Genomic DNA, 15,686 nt, shown 5'->3' with positions numbered 1-15,686 from the left:
CGATCCGCCGCGGCGCCCGCCCGACCCCACGACCGGGCACGACGGGGGCACCCGGCCGGAGCCGCGGCCCGTGATACCGCCCCGGCCGGTCGCCCCACCGAGGATCCCCGCCCGCCCCTGCCCGAGCTGCCGTGCGGAGAATCCGGTCGACCGGCGGTTGTGCCTCCGCTGCGGGGCCCTGCTCGACCCCGAGCGGCCGGCCGGCCGGGTGGCCCGGCCGCCCTGGTGGCGCCGGATCCTGCCGGGCCGCGAGCGGCTCCCGCTGGCCGCCGGGAGCAGACCCGGGGCGCGGGCCTGGCGCCGGCCGCGGTTGGCGCTGCCGGTGTTCCTGGTCGTGCTGGCCCTCGTGGCATGGCTGGCCCGGGCACAGCTTTCCGAGCTGTTCACCTTCGCCGAGGACAGCGCCGGTGATCCCAAACCGCTGCACCCCACGCAGGCGCGCGCCTCCAGTCAGGCACGGTCCCACGGGGCGCAGGCGGCTTTCGACGGCTTCAACAACCGCTACTGGGCACCGGCCGCCCCGGGCTCCGGAACGGGGCAGTATCTGGAAGCCGGGTTCGAACACCCGGTGCGGTTGCGGAAGCTTCTGATCACTTCGGGGAGTTCGGCGAAACCGGACGAGTTCCTCCGTCAGGCGCGGCCCTCGGAGATCACCGTCACCCTGGTCTCCGCGCAGGGCGAGCGCACCACGAAGGACCTGCACCTCGACGACACACCCGGCCAGCAGAGCTTCGATGTCCAGGGCTCCGATGTGACACGGGTACGGCTGACGGTGCAGGCCGCCTACGGCGCCCGGCAGGACCGCCGGGTCGCCATCGCCGAGGTGGAGTTCTTCGGACGTCAGTGACGCGGGAGGACGGCTCGGCGCACCGCTCAGTGCACGGAGAGGCCGCCGTCGACGAAGATCGCCTGTCCGGTGACATAGACGGAGGCGCGGCTCGCCAGAAACACCGCCGCCCCCTCGAAGTCCTCGGCCAGTCCGTTGCGTCCGGTCAGCGTGCGGGCGGCGAGCGCCGCCATCCTCTCGGGGTCGGACGACAGACGCGCGTTGAGCGGTGTGGCGACGAACCCCGGCACGAGCGTGTTGCAGGTGACGCCGTACGGGGACCAGGCCTCGGCCTGGGAACGGGCCAGCGACTCCAACGCCCCCTTGGACACGCCGTAGGCGCCGCTCTGGACGAAGGCCCGGTGGGCCTGCTGGGAGGTGATGTGGATGATCCGTCCGAAGCCGCGTTCGGCCATGCCGGGCCCGAACCGCTGTCCCAGCAGATAGGGCGCCTCCAGGTTCACCGCCATCGTGGCGTCCCAGGTCGCCTCGTCCAACTCGCCCATCGGGGGCCGCAGATTGATCCCGGCGGAATTGACGAGGATGTCGGGCTCACCGAAGGCCCGGACGGCCTCCTCGGCCGCCGCGCGCACCCCGTCGCGCGTGCTCAGATCGGCGCTCACCCGGGCCACCCGGCAGCCGTCCGCCGTGAGCTCGTCCACGGTCGCGGCCAGCTCCGCCTCCCGGCGCGCCACGATCACCACGCTCGCCCCCGCCCGCGCGAGAGCCCCGGCGATGGCCCGGCCGATACCGGAACTTCCCCCGGTCACCACGGCCACCCGGTCGTCCAGCGAGAACAGCTCGGAGAGGTATGCCTGCGAAGTCATTCCCGTACCCTAGGGCCGCGCCCACGGCGATGGATTCCCGGGGTGACCTGGGCTCTTCCGGGCCGGTCCGGAAGCAGCGGCCGTGCGGCGGCCGCGAGGGCACGGCCCCCGAGGGCACCGGCTCGCGCCGTTGCGGCCTGGCGGGGACAATCCTTCCGGGTTGCCTGTTTCCCCGGGTCGAAACCAGGGCGAGAGGGACAACTCCGTGAGGACGGGCGGGTGCCTTCCGACCCGGATCACCCGGGTGGCGCAGCCGGGCGGGACGGGTGAGGCTGTCGGTAGAGCCGTGTTCTCCCGGCCCCGGGAGAACGTTCCGTCTTCTCGGACCTGGGAGGATCCCAATGTCCGCACGCATACGAACCCTTGGCGTCTCCCTCGCGATCTGCGGCACCGTACTGGCCGGCACCGCCGCGGGCCCTGGCGCCGACGTCGCACAGGCCGCCGGAAAGGCCGCTGTCGCCCAGCAGACCGACAGTTCGCTCACGGCTTCCGCGTCCTCTGTGACCACCGCCGAGCATCAAAGGTTCGCCAAGACCCGATTCGTGATCAACGCGGGGCTCGCGGCCGGGGCCACCTACGAGTGGATCATAAAACCGTGGAAGGCGGGCGCCTTCAAGAAGGGCGCGCACGGGCGGACGAGCTCCCTCATCAAGGCGGGCCTCGCGGGTGCCTTCGCCTACAACCGGCTCAGGGCGGCTCAGCACAATGCGCAGGGCGATCCCACGCTCTCCAGGGCCATGGCTCCGCTCAATTCGGGCATCAACGACCTCAAGCACCTGCCGTCCAAGCTCCGTTCGGGCGACACCTCGGCCGCGAGCTCCTTCGACAACGTCATCAATCAGGTGAAGGACGCGGGCCACAGCGCGGGGGCCCCGGTCAAGAACCGGGTCCCGTCGTGGGAGCAGCTCATATCGGGCGCGCACGGCGCGCACTGACCCGGACCGCCATCCTTCCGCGCATACCGTTCGGCCGGCCCGCTCGAGACGATGCCGTATCGGGCCGGCCCTGCGCGGCGGGTGCCGGACGCTCCTCCAGGGACAGCTGAACCCGGCAGCAGCGGCTGCCGGGTCCAGGGGGTGTCCCGGGGGCGGGTGACGACCCGGCCGGCGTCAGGGCCTCGGGGTCCTCGCCGGTCCGCGGCGGCGCGGAGACCGGCGAGTCGTCCCGGGGGCGCGTCCCACGGCCCCCGGGGACACCGGGTGGAGCGGACGGACCGTCAGCCGGCGGCCGCGGCCTTGTCGGCGGCCTGGTCGTCCGTCGCCGCTCCGGCCTTTGCGGAGGCGTCGTCGCGGGCCCCTGCCTCGAAGCCACGGAGCGGAACCTGACGGATCATCAAGGCGATCAGCAGACCCACGACGGCCACCACCGCGCCCCAGGTGAAGACGGCGCTGACGCCGTCGGTGACGGCCTGCTGGAACACCCGGCGGACCGCCTCGGGCAGGCTCTTGAGGATCTCCGGGGTCATCTGCGACACCGAGCCCGACCCGCCGGAGCCGGCCGCCATGCCGCCGTGCGAGGCGACGGAGTCGGTGAGGGTGGTGGCGTAGATGGAACCCAGCAGGGAGACGCCCAGGGAACCGCCCATGTTGCGCAGGAAGGTCGCGGCGCCGGTGGCGGCGCCCATGTCCTTCAGCGGGGCGTTGTTCTGCGCGATCAGCATGGTGGTCTGCATCAGACAGCCCATGCCGGCGCCGAGGACGACCATGTACAGCGAGGTGACGGTGCGTGAGGTGCCGATGTCCATGGTGGCGAACAGGGCGAGACCGGCGGCCATCAGGACGCTTCCGGCGATGGGCCAGAGGCGGTAGTTGCCGGTACGGCTGATCACGGCACCGCCGGCCAGCGAGAGCACCATGGAGGAGAGCATCATCGGCATCAGCAGCAGACCGCTGTTGGTGGCGGAGGAGCCCTGGACGAACTGCTGGAACTGCGGCAGGAAGGTCACCCCGCCGAAGAGGGCGAAGCCGACGATGAAGCTGAGCGCCCCGGCCAGGGAGAAGTCACGGTTGGCGAAGACCGACAGCGGCATGATCGGCTCGACGGCACGGCGTTCGACGAACACGAAGGCGACGAAGGCCACCACGGTCACCACGGCCAGACCGATGATCTCCGCCGAGGCCCAGTCGTACTCGTTGCCGCCCCAGCTGGTGATCAGGACCAGCGCGGTGATCCAGACGGTGAGCAGGGCCGCCCCGGTCCAGTCGATGCGCACCGGTCCGCCGCTGCCGCGGCCCAGCTTGGCCAGGGTGAACCAGCACACCAGCAGCGCGACGACACCCAGCGGCAGATTGACGTAGAAGGCCCAGCGCCAGCTGAGATGGTCGGTGATGAATCCACCGGCCAGCGGCCCGCCGATCATGGCGACCGGCATCACGGACATCATGACGCCCTGGTACTTGCCGCGTTCACGCGGCGGCACGATCTCGGCCAGCACCGACATGACGCCCACCATCAGACCGCCGGCGCCCAGGCCCTGGATCGCGCGGAAGCCGACCAGCTCGCCCATGTTCTGCGACATGCCGCACAGCGCCGAGCCGACCAGGAAGATCACGATGGAGGCCACAAAGGTGATCCGGCGGCCGAGCAGGTCACCGAGCTTGCCCCAGATGGGGGTGGCGGCGGTGGAGGCCAGGATGTAACCGGTGGTGACCCAGGCCAGATGGTTGAGTCCGCCCAGGTCACCCACGATCGTGGGCAGGGCGGGTGCCACGATCATGTTGTCGAGCATGGCCAGCAGCAGCGCGATGACCAGACCGCTCATCGTCACCATGATCTCGCGATGGGTGAACCGGGGCGGTGACTCCTGGTCGGGAATGGCTGCGGTCGACGCCATGGCACTGCCTTTCTGGGACTTTCTCGGAAAACGTGAGGTATGGCAGGTGGCGGGGCCCCGCACATGACACACCCGTCCCGCAGCGCCTGCGTGGACGGACGGTGCACGGGAGGCGGTCCTGCTCCGGGTGGGAGCCCGAGGAGGGGCCGAGAGGCTTCCGTGCGACGGGTGCGGCCGAGGAAACAACGCCACCTACCGGCCGTTCAGTAATTTACTTGCCGGACGGTAAGCTGGCAAGCGAGACCCCCCGACGACGACGCTTGTCGCGCACGGCAACAGAAGGAAGGCGGATGGTGATGGCGGGCGCAGGACACCGGCGAGGCAGTGACACCAAGGCCGAGATCCGGAAGGTGGCCCTGGAGCTGTTCGCCCAACAGGGCTACGAGGCCACCTCCCTGCGAGAGATCGCCGAGCGCCTGGGCATCACCAAGGCGGCGCTGTACTACCACTTCAACGGCAAGGAGGACATCGTCCGCTCGCTGTTCGCCGAGCATCTGGCGGCCCTGGACGACCTGGTCGACTGGGCCCGCGACCAGCCTCCCGGCCCGCAGCTGCGCACCCAGGCCATCGACCGGATGATCGACCTGGTCTCCCGGGAGGGCCTGCAGGCCGTGCGGTTCGCCGTCACCAACCAGCATGTGGTGCAGGACCTCCATCCCGGCAAGGAGAACGTCTTCGGGCGGCTGAATGCCCTGTTCGACGCCCTCACCGGCCCCGACGCCTCCGTGGAGGAGGCGCTGCGCATCCGTATGGCCCTGTTCAGCGTCAATCTCGCCTTCTTCGCGGCCCAGGGGCTGGACGCGACCGACGAGCAGGTCACCGCCGCCGCCCGGGACATCGCCCAGCTGCTGAATCCACCGGCCGCCACCCCCTCCGCACCCCCGGGGGGTGACCTCCCCTCGGCGGCGGACCACGCCGACGCGGACAGCGGGAGAGGATGAGGGCGGGCATCGTCATGAACGACGGCACCAAACGGCAGCGCCGCGGGGACACCCGCCGACGCGTCCAGGAAACGGCCCTCGCGCTGTTCTCCGAACAGGGATACGAGAGGACCTCGCTGCGGGAGATCGCCGAGGCGCTCGATGTGACGAAGGCGGCGCTGTACTACCACTTCCGGGCCAAGGAGGACATCCTCATCAGCCTCTTCGAGGACCTGAACCGGCCGATCGACGAACTGGTCGAGTGGGCGCGGCGTCAGCCACCCTCCCTGGAGACCAAACAGGAGTTCCTGCTCCGCTACAGCCGTGCCCTCACCGACGCCGCACCGCTCATCCGGTTCATGCAGGAGAACCAGGCCGCCGTGCGCGAACTGCGTATCGGCGGAATGTTCAAGGACCGGGTGACCGCCCTGATGGACGTCCTCCAGGAGCCCGGGGCCTCCCTGCCCGACCGGGTCCGCTGCGTCGCCGCCCTGATCACGATGCACCTCGGCCTGCTGACCCTCACGGAGGCCGAGGGGGACCCCGAGAGCAAACACCGTGCCGTGCTCACCGTCGCCAGCGAACTGATCGCCCAGGCACACCACGCCTCGGCCCCGCCGCGCCCCGGGAGACCGCACACCGACCCGCCCGGGACGACCGGGAAGCCGCCGAAGGAGCCGCTCACCAGCTGACGGGGAGGGTCAGGGGGGACTTGCTCGGGGAGGCGTCGTCCCAGGTGGGGTGGCGCCCCTCGGGGAGATGGAGATCCGGGAGGCGGTCGAAGAGCGTCTCCAGGCACACGGTCATCTGAGCCCGTGCCAGATGGGCGCCGATGCAGTTGTGTGCTCCTCGGCCGAAGGTGAGATGGGGGTTGTCCGCGCGGCAGAGATCGAGCCGCTCCGCCGCGACGAACACCCGTTCGTCGCGGTTGGCCGCGGCGAGTACGGGAAGCACGGCGTCGCCCGCGTGGACGCTGCGGCCGTGCAGCTCGAAGTCCTCGGCGGCCTGGAGGACCACCACTCCGTTCATCACCGGGACAAAGCGCAGCAGTTCCTCCACCGCGCCGGGCATCAGCTCGCGGTGGTCCCGCAGCCGGGCGTACTGGCCGGGCTCGGTCAGCAGGGTCAGCACGGCGTCGGCCAGGAACATGGTGCTCGTCCGATAGCCGGCGACCAGCATGGAGAGCCCGAAGTTCACCACGCTCTCCTCGTCCAGGGCGCCCCGCTCACGCGCCTCGACCAGCCGGGAAAGGACGTCGGCGGCGGGCTCCCGCCGCTTGCGGTCGAGCAGCGAGGTGATGTATTCGCGCAGCTGAGCGCCGGCCTCACGGCCCTCCTCCAGGGTGAGCAGCGCTCCGAGAGCGGCGTCCGCCTTGGGCAGGAAGAAGTGGCGGTCCTCGTAGGGGATGCCCACCAGGTCGCACATCACCAGCAGCGGAAAGTGCTCCAGGAATCCTCTGACCAGGTCGCCCGGCCGGCCGCCCGCGATGAACGCGTCGAGCAGCCGGTCGGCCGCCTCCCGGACGGCGGGGAGCCGGGACCGGACGGAGCGGACGCTGAACGGCTCGGCCAGGGCCCGGCGCAGGGCCGCGTGCCGGGGGCCGTTCAGTTCCATCATCGTGGTCAGCCCTGGTTCGCCCGGGGCGGCGGCCCGGTCGGGCCGGGGCGGCCAGTCGTCGATGGTGGGCCTGATCAGCCGGGGGTCGGCCACCAGGCCCCGGACGTCCTCGTACCGGGTGGCGTACCAGGCGGTGACGCCCATCGGCAGCCGGACCTCGGCCAGCGGGCACTCCCGGCGCAGCCGGGGGTAGTTCACCGGCGGCCCCATGGTGCCCGGCGGCGGGATGGGCAGGTCGATGGCGGGGATGCCGGCGTCGCCGGCGGATCGGGGCGGTGTGCTGCTCACGGTCGGTGCTCCCCTGGTCGGGTACGGGGTAACCGGATCGGGCCGGGTCACCAGCTGACCGGCAGGGACAGCGGTGACTTGGTCACGGATTCGTCGTCCCAGAGCGGTTCCTGCCCTTCGGCCGGGTGCAGTCGGGGGAAGCGGTCGAGCAGTGCCTCCAGTCCGACGGTCACTTCGGCGCGGGCCAGATGGGCGCCCAGGCAGTTGTGGGTCCCCCGGCCGAAGGCGAGGTGACCGTTCGCGGTCCGGCGCAGGTCGAGCCGGTCGGCGTCGGCGAAGACACGCTCGTCACGGTTGGCGGAGGCCGGCACGGGGATGACGGCGTCGCCCGTGCGGATGGTCTGCCCGTGCACGTCGAAGTCCTCGGTGGCCAGCAGGATCACCGTGCCGTTCATCACCGGCATGAAGCGCAGGCACTCCTCCACCGCGCCGGGCATCAGCTCCCGGTGGTCACGCAGTTGGGCCCACTGGTCCGGCCCGTGCAGCAGGGTGTGCACCGAGTCGGCCAGGCAGAAACTGCTGATGCCGAAGCCGACGGTGAGCATGGACAGCCCGAAGGCCATCACATCGTCCGGGGTCAGTGCCCCGTCGTCGCCGGCGCGGATCAGCCGGGTCAGGACGTCCTCGCCGGGCCGCTTCCGTTTACGGGCGATGAGTCCGGCCATGTAGTCGCCCAGCAGAAAGGTGAGCCGGTGTCCCTCCTCGGCGGTCACCATCCCGCCGAGGGCCGCGTCCAGCAGCGGCAGGAACCGGTCCCGGTCCTCGAAGGGGATGCCCACCAGGTCGCACATGACGACCAGCGGGAACGGCTCGGTGAAGCCGGCCACCAGATCGCCGGGGCTGCCGCGTTCCTGGAACGCCTCCAGCAGGTGCTCGGCGAGCCGGCGGATGCGCGGCAGATGGCTCCGTACGGACCGGGAGCTGAACGGCTGGGCCAGGGCCCGCCGCAGGGCCGCGTGCCGGGGTCCGTCCAGTTCCGCGATGGTGACCAGGCGCGGCCCGTCCTCGGCGTCGCCCTGCCCGGGGCGGGAGGGCCAGTCGCTGATGCTGGGTCTGATCAGCCGGGGGTCCGCGAACAGTTCCCGGACGTCCTCGTACCGGGTGGCGTACCAGGCGGTCGCGTCCATCGGCATCCTGACCCTGGCCATCGGGCAGCTCTGGCGCAGCTGTGCGCATTTCTCGGGCGGCCCCATGGTGCCCGGCTGCGGGAGCGGGAAGTCCAGGACCTCCGTCTCGGGGCCGGATGCCCGTGCGCCTGGGCGCTGTGGAGTCATGCTCGCTCCTCTTCCGAGTTGCGTCTTCCGAGGTTGCGTCCGGGGTCGCGCCCGTCACGGGCGCTCGATGTAGCCGGTGGTGTAGAAGTACTCCAGATAACGGTCCAGCAGGTCCGCGTCCACGGGCGGGCAGTGCAGGCCGGTGCCCGCCAGGTCGCTCTCGACGTGCTCGCGCCCCACGGTCGGGAAGGTGCCCTCGAAGTACATCTCCTTGACGGAGATGTCCGCCTGCTTGCAGCGGTCCACGCACAGGGAGACGAACGGGGCGGTGGGGCTGGTGGGGTTCTGCGCGACATGGCGGACGAGTTCGTCCACCCATTCCTCGTAGGGGAGGCGCTGGATGTGATGGCCGCCCGCGTCCATCCGGTCGAGCATGTCGCGCAGGCTCGCCGGGTGGGGGCTGGTCATGTGATAGGTCCGGCAGGTGGCGGGGTGCTCGGTGGCGATGTGCACCACCGCCTCGGTCAGGAAGTCCACCGGGACGAAGTCCAGCGGCAGCGGGATGTCGGGGGCCAGCCCGGTCTCGGCGATCGTCTTGAACAGCGAGCAGATCGCGGTGTCGGTGTTGCACGCGCCGGTGCGCCGGTCGCCGGTGATCTCGTACGGCCGGTAGACCGCCAGCGGAAGCCCCTGGCCCGCGGCGTCGCGCAGCACCTCCTCGGCCACCCATTTGCTCTCGGCGTAGCCCATGGTGAGCTGGTCGGCGTGGTCGAGCGGCAGGTCCTCGTCCACCTGCCGGACGCCGGCGGTGCCGAAGCCGGCCAGCACCGCGATGGTGGAGAAGAAGTGCACGGGCACGGCACGACCGGCCACCAGCCGGACGAGCTGTCGGGTGCCCTCCACGTTGGCGCGGCGCAGCGCCTCGTACGGGTAGAGGAAGTTGACCTGCGCCGCCGAGTGCAGCACCAGGTCGAGGCCCTCGGCGAGTTCCTCGGCGCGGCCCGGTTCCAGGCCGAGGCCGGGCTCGTTGAGGTCCCCGGGGAAGCAGTCGATGCGGTCGGCGGTCCCCGTGGTGTCCAGGCCGAAGCGGGCCAGGTTCCGCATCACCTTCTGCCGGGCGTGGCCGGTGTCGCGGCCGCGCACCGGGCAGTGCACCCGGGCGTCGGTGCGGTGCAGCAGCCGGTCCAGCAGGAAGGCCCCGACGAAGCCGGAGGCGCCGGTCAGCAGCACCTCACGGGGGTGCCGCCAGTCCGGCCGGGGACCGCGTGGCGGCGGCAGGGTGAAGCCGAGCCGCGCCTCGGCGCGGAAGTCCACGGTGCCGGTGTCGGGGGCCGCCCCGGCCCGCTGGTCCTGGACGGTGCCGAGGGCGATGACGGCGGCCGTGAAGTCCTCCAGGGTGGGTGAGCGCAGCAGGCTGTGGACCAGGGTGCGGCCGTGCCGGGCGTCGAGGCCGAAGGCGGTCAGGGTGCGGGTGACCACCTCGGCCGCCAGCAGGGAGTCGCCGCCGATGTCGAAGAAGCTGTCCCCGGGCGCCGGTTGCACTCCCAGGACGAGCTGCCAGATCCGGGCCGGGGTCTCCCGCGGGCCGAGCCCGGGGGGCTGCTCCGGCGCGGGGGCGAGGGTCGCCTTGGCGGCCGCGAGGCCGCGCAGCCGGCGGCGGTCGACCTTGCCTCCCGAGGTCACCGGGAACTGCCCGATCTCCACCAGCCGGGTGGGCACCGCGGGGGCGGGCAGCCAGGCGGCGAGTCCGCCGCGGATACGGTCCACCGGCAGGGTCTGTCCCGGGTGAGCGGGTGTCACATAGCCGATCAGGTTGTCGCCCTCCAGTTCGACGACGGCCTCACCGATGGCGTCGTCGGCGCGCAGCCGGGCCTCGATCTCGTCGGGTTCGATGCGGTGGCCGCGCAGTTTGATCTGCCGGTCGACCCGTGCCCGGTACTCCAGTACGCCGTCCGGGCGCCGGACCACCCGGTCGCCGGTGCGGTAGAGCCGGGTGCCGGATTCGAAGAGGTCGTCGACGAAGCGCTCGGCGGTCAGCTCGGGGTCGCCGAGGTATCCGAGGGCGAGCCCGTCCCCGCCGACCAGGAGTTCGCCCTCCTCACCGATCTCGGCGAGTGTGTCGTCCGCGCGCACCACATAGCAGGTGGAGTTCTCCAGCGGGCGGCCGATCGGTACCGCCGTCGCCTCGGACGACAGATCGTGCACCAGGTGCGCGGTGGAGACCACGCTGTTCTCGGTCGGGCCGTAGAAGTTGACCACGGTGGTGTCCGGGCAGGCGGACAGGATCGCCCTGGCCAGTTCGGGGTCCATCGCCTCGCCGCCGGCCGAGGCGAACCGCAGGGACCGCAGTGCCGACGGCCGGGTGCGCCCGATGTGGTGGAACACTCCGGTGGTCAGATAGGCGACGCTGACCCGTTCGGCCAGCAGCCGGGACTCCAGGGCGGCCGGTGACAGCAGCTCTTCCTGCTCGGCGATCACCACACAGGCACCGGCGAGCAGCGTGGACCAGATCTCGATGGTGGAGGCGTCCGAGGAGAGGCCGTAGGCGTGCAGGACCCGCTCGCCGGGCCGGGGCCGCTGCCACACCAGGTCGGAGCCGGCCAGCCGGACCACTCCGCAGTGCGGGATCGCCACCGGTTTGGGGCGGCCGGTCGAGCCGGAGGTGAACATCACATAGGCGCAGTCGGTGGGGAGCACCTCGGCCCGCGGGGCCTCGGCCGGCCCGGCGGATGGCGCCGATCTGCCCAGGTCGATACGGGTACGCACCCGCCGGATGCGGCAGATGCTGCCGGGCAGGGTCACCACGGTGTGCACCCCCGCGTCCTCGGCCATCGCCTGCAGCCGTCCGGGCGGTGAGGCGTCGTCGAGCGGGACGTACGCCGCGCCGGTCTTGAGGATGCCAAGAAAGGCGATCAGCGCTTCCAGGGAGCGGCTTCCGCACACACCGACGGCGTCGCCGTGCCGCACCCCTGAGTCGAGGAGCCGGGCGGCCAGCGCGTCGGAGCGGGCCTTGAGCTCGCCGTAGCTGATGCTGCGGCCGTGCTGCACGGAAGCGGTGGACCTCGGGCGGAGTTCCGCCTGGGCGTCGAACAGCTGATGCAGACAGCGATCACGCGGATACAGCACCGTGCCCGCGTTCCAGGGCGCCTCCGCCGGAAGCGTCATCGTGTCAGTGACCATCGGGGATTCCCGTCTTTGCTGCACATGCACGTGAACCACCTGTCGCCCGGAGGCTAGGTGTCGAACTCCGCGGCGAAGGCGGAGAAGTCGGCCGTCCGCCACCGCTGGGGCCGCATACGGATGAGGATGTCGTCGGCCAGTTGGCCGTGGTTGGCCGCCAGGTACGCGGACGCGGCGTCGGCGTCCAGATACCGGTGGGCCAGCGCCTCACGCTCGGCCGGGGGCAGCGGGTCCTCGACGCTCACCACCGGCCCCTCCACGCTCACATAGCGGTACGGGGCCGTCTCGTCCTGCACGCACAGGCTGAACCGCCCGGCCTCGCGGATGAGACGGGCCTTCAGCGTCTTCCGCCCGGTCTCGATCACCACCAGCCCGCCGGGCCGGTAGGAGTACCAGAGCGGAACCAGCAGCGGCCCACCGCCGTGGCGCGGATCGTCCAGTCCCAGGACCCCCACATGGAGGCCGGCGAGGAACTCCTCCCGGTCTTCGACCGACATCCTGAGATCCACGGGTAACCACCTCGATCGGACAGAGATTCACATACGGTGTCGGGTCCTGACGCGGGACGGTGGACCGATCGGATGCGGCCCACCCGGCCGGAGGGGCGGCTGTCACAGACACGCCCGGGGGCTCCAGTGCTCCTCGGGCGGTGCGGACGGCCGCGGACTCCGGCGACCGAGCCGACAGGGGAAGCCGGTTCGGGCCACGCCCTCTCTCAGGCTTCATCAGACCCCGACGGCTCGCATCCCGAACAACGGTGTGCCGACGGCGGTCTTCGGAGCCCCGTTTCGCTGCCCTCCCGCCGCCTTCACCGCCCTCGTCCCCGCTCTGACCTCGCACTCCGGCGAGGAGCGACCCGACGGCGGAGGTCCGGCGGGCCGAGGTCTCACCGCCCGGCCCCGGGTGCCGTCCCGTGTCTGAGGCGCCGTCTCTTATCTCAGGTTCAGGTTCAGCCCGTATCGGGGGTGCTGCGGACCTGGCGCGGCCGGCCAGGAGGGCGCGGGCCGACAACTCCACCGCTGCATAAGCAACGCTTCTAAGGAAGGTAAAGGCCATCGCTTGAACTTATGGACCGCCACTGGCCCTCGAGCGGCGGTCTCGGACATCAGTAACGCTCGGCCTTGGCCAGCTTGGGAGCGCTGTCGGGAGCGGAGGTGCTGGCGGCCAGCGCGGTGATCGTCTTGCCCGGCGCCACATCGGGGACGCTGACGAACCGGGTGTCGACCGATTTACCGGAGCTGTCGGTGAAATCGATCTGCACCGCGTAGGAAGCGGTCCGCCCGGTCCGGTTCTTGACGGTCACCAGCGCCATGCGCTTTCCGGGCGAGGTGGAGTTGGGGAGCCCCTTGACCGACACCTCGCCGACGGCGTTGCCCGCACCGGAGACGGACTTCAGACGGTCCTGCGCCGATGCCCGGCCCTTCTCGACCTCCGCCGAGACGGACGCGTCGAACTCCGACGCACGCGCCTTCAGGGACGAGGCGACGGCGACGGAGGAGGGATGGGAGGTGGCGAGCGACGCCGCGGCGGACTGGAGTGCCGACGCGTCGGCGAAGACCTTCGTCTGACCCGGGCTCGGCAACTCGGAAGCCAGGGCGGCGGCCGAGGCCGCCGCCCTGGAGGCATAGGCCGCGGCCGATGACGCGGCGGCCTGCGCCCGGCCGGGCCTCTCCGCGCTCGTACAGGCCACGGTGCCGGCCGCGATCGCGGCGGAGACGAGGACCACGGCGGCCGAGACCGACACGGATCTCACCACGGGGCTCTGCCCGGACGGCACCCTCGACGGGCGCACCTGCTCGGCCCCGCGCATGACGGAGCGTTCGTCGCTGCTGGCCACCGGCTCTCCCTGGTTTCGGCAAGCGGGTCAGGAACTCCCCTCAGCCTGTGCTCCCGCGCCCGAACCTGCGACCAGTGAGACGCTGAGCGAGGGAATCACCCCGCGCTCGGAGCGGCACAGGCATGTCCCGACGCCCGAGGACCGCGCCTCCGGACGGACCATGTCGCGATGGAGACCACGCCACCGGTTAGCATATTTGCATGGAAACGCAAGTTACGTCCTGGGGCGGAGAGAGAGCCGAGCGGTCGGTGGCGGTGCTCAAGGCGGTCGCCGACCCGTCGCGCTATCGGCTGCTGTGGGCGCTGAGCGAGCGGGAACTGCCGGTCAGCCGTCTGGCGGAGCTGATCGACGCGCATGTCGCGGCCACCTCCCAGCACTTGGCGAAGCTGCGCGCGGTGGGGCTGGTGGCCTCGCGGCGGGAGGGAACCCGGATCTACTACCGCGCCGCCGGGCCGCAGGTACGGGCGCTGCTGGAGAGTGCGGTACTGGCGGCGGACGAGGCGGCGGCCGGACCGGGCGGCGACGGGGAGCTGACGTCTCCGGCCGCGGTGGCGCAGGAGCGGCACGCCCCGGCGACCCCGGTACGGGCGCGTCGCCGCCCGGCGACCGAGCACTGAGCCCTTCCGTTCCCAGGGACGGAAGCAGAGCGGGGGCCCCGAGCGAACGGTCCGCCCGCTCGCTCCCGCCCGGCTCACCTCCGGAGCACGGCGGCGGTCGGACCGGGGTCGTTCTCGTCGAGGTGGTACTCCTCCGGCTCGGCGTCGTAGGAGTACAGCTCGGCGTAGCGGCCCCAGTCAGTGGCGGTCTCCAGCTGGCGGGTGACCTGCTCGGCGGTGAAGTGGTGGGAGAGCACATCGCGGAAGAAGCCGGCGCGCAGGGTGCCGTCGGGGTTCTGCCGCAAACTGCTGGTGATCAGCCTGACCAGGGGGGCGCGCAGCGCGGCCTCGGCGAAGATCTTCTTGGACTCCTGGACGTCCGCGCCCGCGAACGCGGTACCGGTCTGCGTCAGGAGCAGGTCGTCGCCGCTGAGCGTGGTGAAGCCGAGCAGGTCCAGGGCGTCCACCTGGGGCATGAGGTCGTCGATCTCCAGGCCGAGGTCGTCGGCGAGGTCGGCCAGATCGCAGCGCCCGCCGCGATGGAGCACCATCTCGGCCAGTCCGGAGAGCCCGTCCACGCTCGCGGGCGGCAGCGGGGCGCCCGCCGGGGTGCGCTGCTCCGGCTCCGCGGCCTCATGGCGGCCGACGATACGGCCCTCCTTCTGCCGTCCGGTCATGGTGCGGTAGACGCGGTCGATCAACGCCTCGAAGTCGGGTGAGTTGCGGTCGCGGGGGCGGGCGAGTCCGACCTCGAAGACCTCGCGGACGGTGCCGTGGGGGCGGGCGCCCAGGACGACGATCCGGTCGGCCATCAGCACGGCCTCTTCGATGTTGTGGGTGACCAGCACGATCGCACGGGTGGGGAACTGGCCCGACTCCCACAGTTCCATCAGCTCGCCGCGCAGGTTCTCGGCGGTGAGCACGTCGAGCGCGGAGAACGGCTCGTCCATCATCAGCACATCGGGCTCGACGACGAGGGCGCGGGCGAAGCCGACCCGCTGACGCATGCCGCCGGACAGCTCCTTGGGGTAGGCGGACTCGAAGCCGTCCAGGCCGATCAGGTCGATGGCCTGCCGGGCGGCGTCCGCGCGTTCGGGGGCGGGCACGCCCTTGGCCTCCAGGCCGAGTTCGACGTTCTGCTGCACGGTCAGCCAGGGCAGCAGGGCGAAGGTCTGGAACACCATCGCCGTGCCCGGGTTGGCGCCCCCCAGCGGGGTGCCCTTGTAGGTGACGGTGCCGGAGCTGGCGGGGATCAGTCCGGCCAGGCAGCGCAGCAGGGTGGACTTCCCCGAGCCCGACTTGCCCAGCAGGGCCACCACCTCACCGGCGCGGACGGTGAGGTCGATACCGGACAGGACCGGCAGTTCGCTGTCGGCACCGGCGTAGGACTTGGTGAGGCCGACGGTCTCCAGCAGCACCTGGCCGTCGGCGGGACGGCGGGGTCTGTCGGCGGCCAGGTAGTCCAGCGAGGCGCGGGCGGTCCGGTTGGCGCGCAGGGTGCGCAGCGAGTTCAGCATCAGGGGAGGCTCCAATGCGGTGCGTCCGGGG

At 71.6% G+C, this 15,686-nt stretch carries 13 protein-coding genes; 5 read left to right on the top strand and 8 right to left on the bottom strand.

The window, feature by feature from the left end; all coding sequences use genetic code 11:
* Nucleotides 1–70 precede the first annotated feature (70 nt).
* Nucleotides 71–847 carry a zinc ribbon domain-containing protein gene (locus tag CP978_RS30585; RefSeq protein WP_249044205.1) on the top strand — a complete coding sequence of 259 codons (777 nt, stop codon included), beginning with the start codon at nt 71–73 and terminating at the stop codon, nt 845–847.
* Nucleotides 848–873: 26 nt separating this feature from the next.
* Here CP978_RS30585 and CP978_RS30580 read toward each other — a convergent pair whose 3' ends face one another.
* Nucleotides 874–1,653, bottom strand: a complete 780-nt coding sequence (locus tag CP978_RS30580; RefSeq protein WP_043446235.1) for an SDR family NAD(P)-dependent oxidoreductase — start codon at nt 1,651–1,653, stop codon at nt 874–876.
* Between the two features lie 341 nt (nt 1,654–1,994).
* Here CP978_RS30580 and CP978_RS30575 point away from each other — a divergent pair, with 341 nt between their 5' ends.
* Nucleotides 1,995–2,588 carry a hypothetical protein gene (locus CP978_RS30575; RefSeq protein WP_043446233.1) on the top strand — a complete coding sequence of 198 codons (594 nt, stop codon included), beginning with the start codon at nt 1,995–1,997 and terminating at the stop codon, nt 2,586–2,588.
* Between the two features lie 281 nt (nt 2,589–2,869).
* On the opposite strand, the gene CP978_RS30570 is transcribed toward CP978_RS30575, so the two are convergent.
* Nucleotides 2,870–4,486 (bottom strand): MDR family MFS transporter, encoded by a 1,617-nt coding sequence (locus CP978_RS30570; RefSeq protein ID WP_043446230.1) that lies wholly within the window; start codon nt 4,484–4,486, stop codon nt 2,870–2,872.
* Nucleotides 4,487–4,782: 296 nt separating this feature from the next.
* On the opposite strand from CP978_RS30570, the gene CP978_RS30565 reads away from it, so the two are divergent.
* Together CP978_RS30565 and CP978_RS30560 are read left to right on the top strand one after the other, a co-directional pair.
* Nucleotides 4,783–5,427, top strand: a complete 645-nt coding sequence (locus CP978_RS30565) for a TetR/AcrR family transcriptional regulator (protein ID WP_063839144.1) — start codon at nt 4,783–4,785, stop codon at nt 5,425–5,427.
* Between the two features lie 14 nt (nt 5,428–5,441).
* Nucleotides 5,442–6,098, top strand: a complete 657-nt coding sequence (locus tag CP978_RS30560; RefSeq protein WP_079162584.1) for a TetR/AcrR family transcriptional regulator — start codon at nt 5,442–5,444, stop codon at nt 6,096–6,098.
* On the opposite strand, the gene CP978_RS30555 is transcribed toward CP978_RS30560, so the two are convergent.
* The 5 genes from CP978_RS30555 to CP978_RS30535 all read right to left on the bottom strand — a co-directional run bounded on the left by CP978_RS30555 (nt 6,088) and on the right by CP978_RS30535 (nt 13,542).
* Complete coding sequence (locus tag CP978_RS30555) at nt 6,088–7,311, bottom strand: cytochrome P450 (protein ID WP_052454393.1); 1,224 nt, start codon at nt 7,309–7,311, stop codon at nt 6,088–6,090. The two genes, CP978_RS30560 and CP978_RS30555, sit on opposite strands and share 11 nt — an antisense overlap.
* Before the next feature lie 47 nt (nt 7,312–7,358).
* Entirely contained in the window at nt 7,359–8,585 is a 1,227-nt protein-coding gene (locus tag CP978_RS30550; RefSeq protein ID WP_052454392.1) for a cytochrome P450, read from the bottom strand.
* A gap of 54 nt (nt 8,586–8,639) precedes the next feature.
* Nucleotides 8,640–11,705: an amino acid adenylation domain-containing protein gene (locus CP978_RS30545; protein WP_043449894.1), complete on the bottom strand. Its 3,066-nt coding sequence runs from the start codon at nt 11,703–11,705 to the stop codon at nt 8,640–8,642.
* A 53-nt stretch (nt 11,706–11,758) separates the two neighbouring features.
* Complete coding sequence (locus tag CP978_RS30540; RefSeq protein ID WP_227745518.1) at nt 11,759–12,214, bottom strand: pyridoxamine 5'-phosphate oxidase family protein; 456 nt, start codon at nt 12,212–12,214, stop codon at nt 11,759–11,761.
* A 596-nt stretch (nt 12,215–12,810) separates the two neighbouring features.
* Nucleotides 12,811–13,542: a hypothetical protein gene (locus CP978_RS30535; protein WP_052454391.1), complete on the bottom strand. Its 732-nt coding sequence runs from the start codon at nt 13,540–13,542 to the stop codon at nt 12,811–12,813.
* Between the two features lie 200 nt (nt 13,543–13,742).
* Between CP978_RS30535 and CP978_RS30530 the strand changes: the two genes are divergently transcribed.
* A complete protein-coding gene (locus CP978_RS30530; protein ID WP_043446224.1) occupies nt 13,743–14,159 on the top strand; it encodes an ArsR/SmtB family transcription factor in 417 nt (138 codons plus the stop codon).
* A 74-nt stretch (nt 14,160–14,233) separates the two neighbouring features.
* Here CP978_RS30530 and CP978_RS30525 read toward each other — a convergent pair whose 3' ends face one another.
* The gene (locus CP978_RS30525; RefSeq protein WP_043449885.1) at nt 14,234–15,658 is read right to left on the bottom strand and encodes an ABC transporter ATP-binding protein; all 1,425 of its coding nucleotides are present in this window, start codon (nt 15,656–15,658) and stop codon (nt 14,234–14,236) included.
* Between the last annotated feature and the right edge of the window lie 28 nt (nt 15,659–15,686).

This window comes from Streptomyces nodosus (assembly GCF_008704995.1).
GTDB classification, from domain to species: Bacteria; Actinomycetota; Actinomycetes; order Streptomycetales; family Streptomycetaceae; genus Streptomyces; species Streptomyces nodosus.
The sequence above is the reverse complement of the archived record's forward strand: the minus strand, read 5'-3'. Positions and strand labels throughout refer to the sequence as shown.